The following is a 6,147-nucleotide window of genomic DNA, read 5'->3' as shown; positions in this document are numbered from 1 at the left end:
GGCGGCCCAGGCGGTGCGGGTCGGCCCGGTGGAGGCGTGGGCTCCGGTGCCGGGGGACCAGATGATGGCCCCGCCCTTGTAGTCCTGGTAGCAGCCGCCTCCGGGCTGGCCGCAGGTGAGGTCCCCGGTGGGATAGCCGAGGGGGCCGGTGAGGGATCCGGCAGCGGCCCAGGCGGCGCGGATCGGGCCGGTGGAGGCGTGGGCTCCGGTGCCCGCGGACCAGGAGATCACGCCACCCTGGTAGTCCTGCTTGCAGCCGCCTCCGGGCTGGCCGCAGGCGACCTCACCGGTGGGGTAGCCAAGGGGGCCGTCGAGGAAGCCGGTGGCCGCCCAGGCGCTGCGGATCGGTCCGGTCGAAACGCGGGTTCCCGTGCCGGGGGACCAGATGATCGCGCCGCCCTGGAAGTCCTGATAGCAGCCGCCCTGCGGCAGGCCGCAGGTGACCTCACCGGTGGCGTACCCCATCGGGCCGCTAAGGAACCCGGTATTGTCCCAGGCGGTGCGGATCGGGCCGCTCGAGGCGTGGGCCCCGGTGCCCGCGGACCACGAGATGACCCCGCCGTTGTACTTCTGGTAGCAGCCACCTCGGGGCTGGCCGCAGGTCGCGTCTCCGGCAGGGTATCCCAAAGGTCCGTCCACGAAGTTCAGAGCCGCCCAGCGGGCGCGGATGGGCCCGCTCGAAACGCGGGCTCCGGTGCCGGGGGAGGCGATGATGGCACCGCCCTGGTAGTCCTGGTAGCAGCCGCCCTGCGGGAGGCCGCAGGTCACCTCGCCGGTGGGGTAACCCATCGCGCCGTCAAGGAAGCCGGTGCGGGCCCAGGCCTGCCGGATCGGTCCGGTCGAGGCGTGGGCGCCCGTCGCGGGCGACCAGATGATCGCTCCGCCCTTGTAGTCCTGGTAGCAGCCGCCCTGCGGCAGCCCGCAACTCACGTCTCCGGTGGGGTAACCCAGGGGTCCGTCCACGAAGTTCATCGCCGCCCACCGGGTGCGGATGGGCCCGGTCGAAACGCGGGCTCCCGTTGCGGGGGAGAAGATGATGGCCCCGCCCTTGTAGTCCTGGTAACAGCCGCCCTGCGGCAGGCCGCAGGTTACTTCACCGGTGGGGTATCCCAGCGGGCCGGCAAGGAATCCGGTGCCTGCCCAGGCCCGCCGGATGGGACCGGTCGAGGCGTGGGCGCCCGTCGCGGCGGACCATACAATCGCCCCGCCCTGGTAGTCCTGGTAGCAGCCGCCGCCAGGCTGGCCGCAGTTCACGCCGCTGGCTGGATATCCCAGCGGGCCGTCCACGAAGTTCAGAGCCGCCCACCTGGCCCGGATTGCACCCGATGTGGGTTGGGCTCCGGTCGCCGGGGACCAGATGATGGCCCCGCCCTGGTAGTCCTGGTAGCAGCCGCCCTGGGGCAGGCCGCAGATTTCGGCTGACGTCGGGTACCCCATGGGGCCGTCCACGAAGTTCAGGGACCCCCAACTTGCCCTGATGGCGCCATAGGTGGGCTGGGCCCCCGTGGCCGCAGACCAGATAACCGCCCCGCCCTGGTAGTCCTGGTAGCAGCCGCCGTTGCGCAGCCCGCAGATCACCTTCGAGGTCGCGGCACCAAGCACCCCTGCCGAGGAACCGACGGCCGCAATCGCCTGGCTCGCGGCAGCGTAATTCGATTCGATGGTCACGCCGGCGGCCGAGCTGGAAATCCAGTCGATGGAGACCCTTGTGCCGGCATGGGTGGTGAAGACCTGGCCGGCCTGCCAAGCGTGTTGCGGACTGTAGTAGCCGGCAAACGGTTTGGAGCTAGGCATGAGGATGACCGAGCTGGCTGCCGTACGGCCGCCGTTCTGAACGATGTTCACCCCGCGGTTGCCGCCGACGGCGGTAGCCGTGTCGTAGCCGACCGGCAGTCTCAGCTCCAGGTAGTAGACCTCTCCGCTGATCGCATCCCTGAATTTCACGGCGCGGTTGGCGGCAGTTCCCGCCCACGCTGTCAGGGTAAAGCTTCGCCGGTCTCCCACCGTGCCGGCGTCGAAAATCTCGTCGCCGCGGCCGAACCCGCCGAACTGCCACAGGCTGGAGCTGATGGTCGGCTGACTCGTCCGGGACGCGCCCATCAGATCCATGGTGTTGCCGTATTCTCGGATGCTGCAGCTGGAGTCGGCGAATGTGCCGTCAGCCCGGGTGGCCACGTCAGTTGCCCCGCTCGTGCACTGCAGGCTGTCGGAGTGCATGAGGCCCAGGACGTGCCCGAATTCGTGGGTAATGACGCTGTTGGTCAGGCTGCCGGGAAGCGGCATCAGCACTCGGCCGCTGATGCCGTCCGTGCTGAAGCCGGCGCCATAAGCGCCCGATGAAAGCATCGGGGAAGCGACAAACACGACCAGGGCGGTGTAGGGATTGCTGACCCAGCCGAGCTCGCGCGTGACGGTTTCCATGATCTGGGTGTAGGACTGCCAGGAAGCAGCCGAGGACTTGACGCCCGTGCGGGTGCTGGCCACGGAGATCGAGAGCCGGTTGTTTGACATGGTTTTCCAGTAGCCGCTCGCCACCTCGATGGCGGCCTTGGCGGCAGCCAGGGAAATCGAGTTGGTCTGGGCCTCGGATTTATCCGAGAGCTGCACGGTCACGAGGGAGACCTTGATATCTCCTGTACGGGCGAGGGAAAACGCCTCTGTGTCGATGCCGGCGGCGGGGACGTTTCCCTTCCCCCGAGCGGGGGGAGGTGTTTCAAAAGTGTGGACGGATGTCGGAGTGCCGTCAGGGTGCTCCTCAGCGGGCGCGGGTGGGGCGGATTCGGCATTCGCCGGGGCAAGCGGCCCCGAAGTGACAACTGCCACCGAAAACAGCAACGCTGTGAGGAGTGCTGCCATTGTCCGTAAATGCTTCATTTTTTCCTTTGTAGAATGCTGCCCGATCACTTTGCCGCCCGTCGGGCTAAAGCCCTGCCGCCGTCGCGAGCTTTTTCATGTGCTCCCTGCCGGCGGCCCGGTCCCAGGCCTTCGCCGGCGGAAGCGCTGCAACCAGTCGGACGACGCGCGACCCCTCAAGGGATGCCACGACGAACTCTGTCGATTCACTCAGGCTGTTGACCGCGTACTTAGCCGGCTGCCGAAGCCCCGGGAGGTCTTCGGCATTCATCAGGAGTGCAAACGGATCAGAACCTACCGCTGCCTGCGGTGTCGGATAATTGCGCACTTCCACAAGGACGGCGTTGGTCGTAGGGCCACCATTTTCGAAGGGGTAAAGACAAAAGTCCTGGGTCGTCCCGTCCGGGAGCCTATCCGCGCTCGGCTGGGGCGCCTGAAGAGTTTGGGCGACTGATCCCAAGGCGTCCCGAATGGCCGCCTCGCTCAAGAGCGAGCAAGCGTTGGATTCCGACGTCGGAAGAACCGTCCGGCCGTCCCTCGCGGTGATCGGGGCCGTGGGGCCGTTCGTGGGCGAAGCCTCCACGGTGGAGCTGCCCGGTGCGGGACTGGGTGCAGGGCCACCCGAGGTGCACGCGGTGGCGGCACCCAGGATCAGCAATGCCGCGAATCCGCCGGTACGACGCTTAGAGGAAGACATCGGAGCCCACGCCCATGATGAGCCGATCGCCGGGGGCGGCGGTTCGGAGGTAGCGCACGACGTCGCTTTCACTAAGCGAGATGCACCCCCAGGTGGGGACAGGATTCGCGTGGAGGAAAATCGCGAAACCGGCATTCATGGTGATCGGTGAATCGGGGGCCCGGTTGTAGTTGATAACGGCGCCCTGCCTGTAGTCGCCCGATCGGCGGGTGGCGAAATACCACATGTTCTCATCCGGGAAGATGTCGGCACTGGACTCGAAGTACTTGTTGTAGTTCGAATTCAGGCGTCCGCCCCAGCGCGAGTACGGGTTCAGCGTGAGGTAATTGAGCGCCGTTCCCGGGTTGCCCAATCCGAAAGCATCGGTGACCGTGAAGGAGCCAGTGGGGGAGTATTTGTTGCTCGTTGGGCCGGATGCCACGCCGGGGCGGGCGAATCCGCTTTCGCCGTCGAAACCGTTGGTGCTCCATTCGGTGACGTAGCGGCCGTTCTGCCGGAGGCAATTGACGAACGAGATCCGGGTTGAGGGGTAGTTTTCGGCGACGGCGAAGGAAACGCGGGACGTTCCGCCGGGGTATCGTGCGGCTCCGCGGTTCAGTGCCTCACAGTAGCTGGACGGATAAAGGGAGTAACCAATCCCGGTCCGCGGCGACCAGCTGAGCTTTCCGTACTGGTAGAACTGCACGCATTGATCCCCGCTGCAGGTTTCGCTTCCGGTCGGGAAACCAAGGGAACCACGGTCGAAGTTTCGTGCTCCCCACTCCATCCGGGTGGCGCCCCAGGTCGGGTGGGCGCCGGTGGACGGGCTCCAGATGATGGCGCCGCCCTGGTAGTCCTGGTAGCAGCCGCCCTGCGTGAGCCCGCAGGTTTCCGCGCCGGTGGGGTAGCCCATGGGGCCGTCGACGAAGTTGAGTGCTGCCCAGCGCGTCCGGATGGCTCCCCACGTCGGCTGGGCTCCGGTCGCGGGGGACCAGATGATGGCGCCGCCTTCGTAGTCCTGGTAGCAGCCGCCCCGGGGCAGGCCGCACGTTTCGGCGTTGGTGGGGTAGCCCATGGGCCCGTTCACGAAGTTCAGTGTGGCCCACCGCATCCGGGTAGCGCCCCACGACGGCTGGGCTCCGGTCGCGGGGGACCAGATGATGGCCCCGCCCTGGTAGTCCTGGTAACAGCCGCCCTTGGGCAGACCGCAGGTCACGTCCCCCGTGGGATAGCGCATGGGGCCGTCAACGAAGTTGAGGGTCCCCCAGCGGGCCCTGGTGGGGCCCCACGTGGGCTGGGCTCCTGTGGCGGGGGACCAGATGATGGCGCCGCCCTGGTAGTCCTGGTAGCAGCCGCCCTGGGGGAGTCCACAGGTTTCGGGGTTGGTGGGGTAGCCCATTTTGCCGTCGACGCCGTTCAGGGCGGACCAGCGGGCCAGGATGTTGCCCTTGACAGACTGGGTGCCGGTGGTGGCTGTCCAGGCTAAGGTGCCGTTGGCAAAGTCCTGGAGGCAGCCGTCATTTTTCAGGCCGCAGGTGGCGGGTGCCTTGGCGGCACCGAGGGTACCGGTTGCGGCACCAAGACTCTGCCAGCGGTCCTGGATTGCCTGGGCTCCTGCGGACAGGGCCGCGTTCGCTTCGGCGGCGGCTTCAGCCCGGGCCGGGGCGGGGGATCCGGCTGGCTCGCTGGGAACGCCCGGCGTGGCGGGTCCGGGTCGCGGGGGCGCGGTGTCCCTTGGCGCAGGGGTGGCTTGGGCCGGGTCGCTGGGACCGGCGGACGGCGTTGCGGTCGAGTTGCCGGGCGTCACCGTGGCGGTGGCCGACGGGAGCGGCGCGGGGGCCGGCGCGGACTCGGCAATGGCCGGCGAGCCAAAGGCAACAATCAACGAAATGGATCCTATAATGGCCCACGCCGCTCGGTGGTGTCGTCTTATCTTGTTCATTTGTTCCCCCAATTAGCTGCCTTTGACCGGAACCAGACTAGCGGCAAATTCTGCACGGGGAAGCCTGTTAGTGCCGGACATGCCCAAATTGAATCATCTGCCGGTAAATAATTCCGCCAGCAAGCGCCATTGGACGTCGTGATAGCGGAGACGGCGCCGTCGGCAGGCCGTTCGTCGCCATTCTTTGCGTCGCAATGGGCACGTTCAGCAGAAATTAATCCAAAACGCCGACACTTTATTCCCGACATTATGGGGCGCGCGGTTAGTGGGAATCCGCGCTTCTGGCGGACACGGGAACCTGCCTGCAGGATTTGCTGGCTCACCCGCCGCCTGCAGCACTCCACGGGTTCCGACCGCAACGCGCCCGTGACGCGCGACTATGGCTTGAGACCTCTTGCCTAACCGATGTATGCCCCGCGGGCGGGTGTCCACGAAATCCTTCCGCCAGCGAATTGTTGGGAGCACTGGTCTTCGCCGGTGTGCACGCCAAGTCCCCGGTAGGGTATCCCATCGTGCCGGTGAGGAAACCGGTTCGGACCCATGCCGTGCGGACGGGGCCGCCAGAGGCCTACGGTTTGGCGGCCGCCAGGGGTGTGGGCTTGACGCTCGCACCCAGCGTCGGGGACCAGGTGATGACCCCGCCCTGGTAATCCTGTTTGCAGCCGCCGCCGGGCTG

General features: G+C 67.0%; 3 protein-coding genes and 1 pseudogene. All 4 read right to left on the bottom strand.

Annotated elements, in window-relative coordinates:
• Positions 1–2,613: pseudogene (locus J9611_RS20755) on the bottom strand (hypothetical protein); the annotation flags it as partial.
• A gap of 307 nt (positions 2,614–2,920) precedes the next feature.
• Positions 2,921–3,124 (bottom strand): hypothetical protein, encoded by a 204-nt coding sequence (locus J9611_RS20750; RefSeq protein ID WP_211883016.1) that lies wholly within the window; start codon positions 3,122–3,124, stop codon positions 2,921–2,923.
• 412 nt (positions 3,125–3,536) lie between these two features.
• Positions 3,537–5,414: an LGFP repeat-containing protein gene (locus J9611_RS20745; RefSeq protein WP_246528117.1), complete on the bottom strand. Its 1,878-nt coding sequence runs from the start codon at positions 5,412–5,414 to the stop codon at positions 3,537–3,539.
• Between the two features lie 625 nt (positions 5,415–6,039).
• Positions 6,040–6,147, bottom strand: a 108-nt coding sequence (locus tag J9611_RS20740) for a hypothetical protein (protein WP_211877840.1), incomplete at its 5' end; no start/stop codon positions are given.

The organism is Pseudarthrobacter albicanus (assembly GCF_018224015.1).
Lineage (GTDB): Bacteria > Actinomycetota > Actinomycetes > Actinomycetales > Micrococcaceae > Arthrobacter > Arthrobacter albicanus.
The sequence above is the reverse complement of the archived record's forward strand: the minus strand, read 5'-3'. Positions and strand labels throughout refer to the sequence as shown.

Coding starts and splice junctions, on each gene's coding strand:
- J9611_RS20750 (WP_211883016.1), bottom strand. CDS start 3,124: ATGAATGCCGAAGACCTCCCGGGGCTTCGGCAGCCGGCTAAGTACGCG.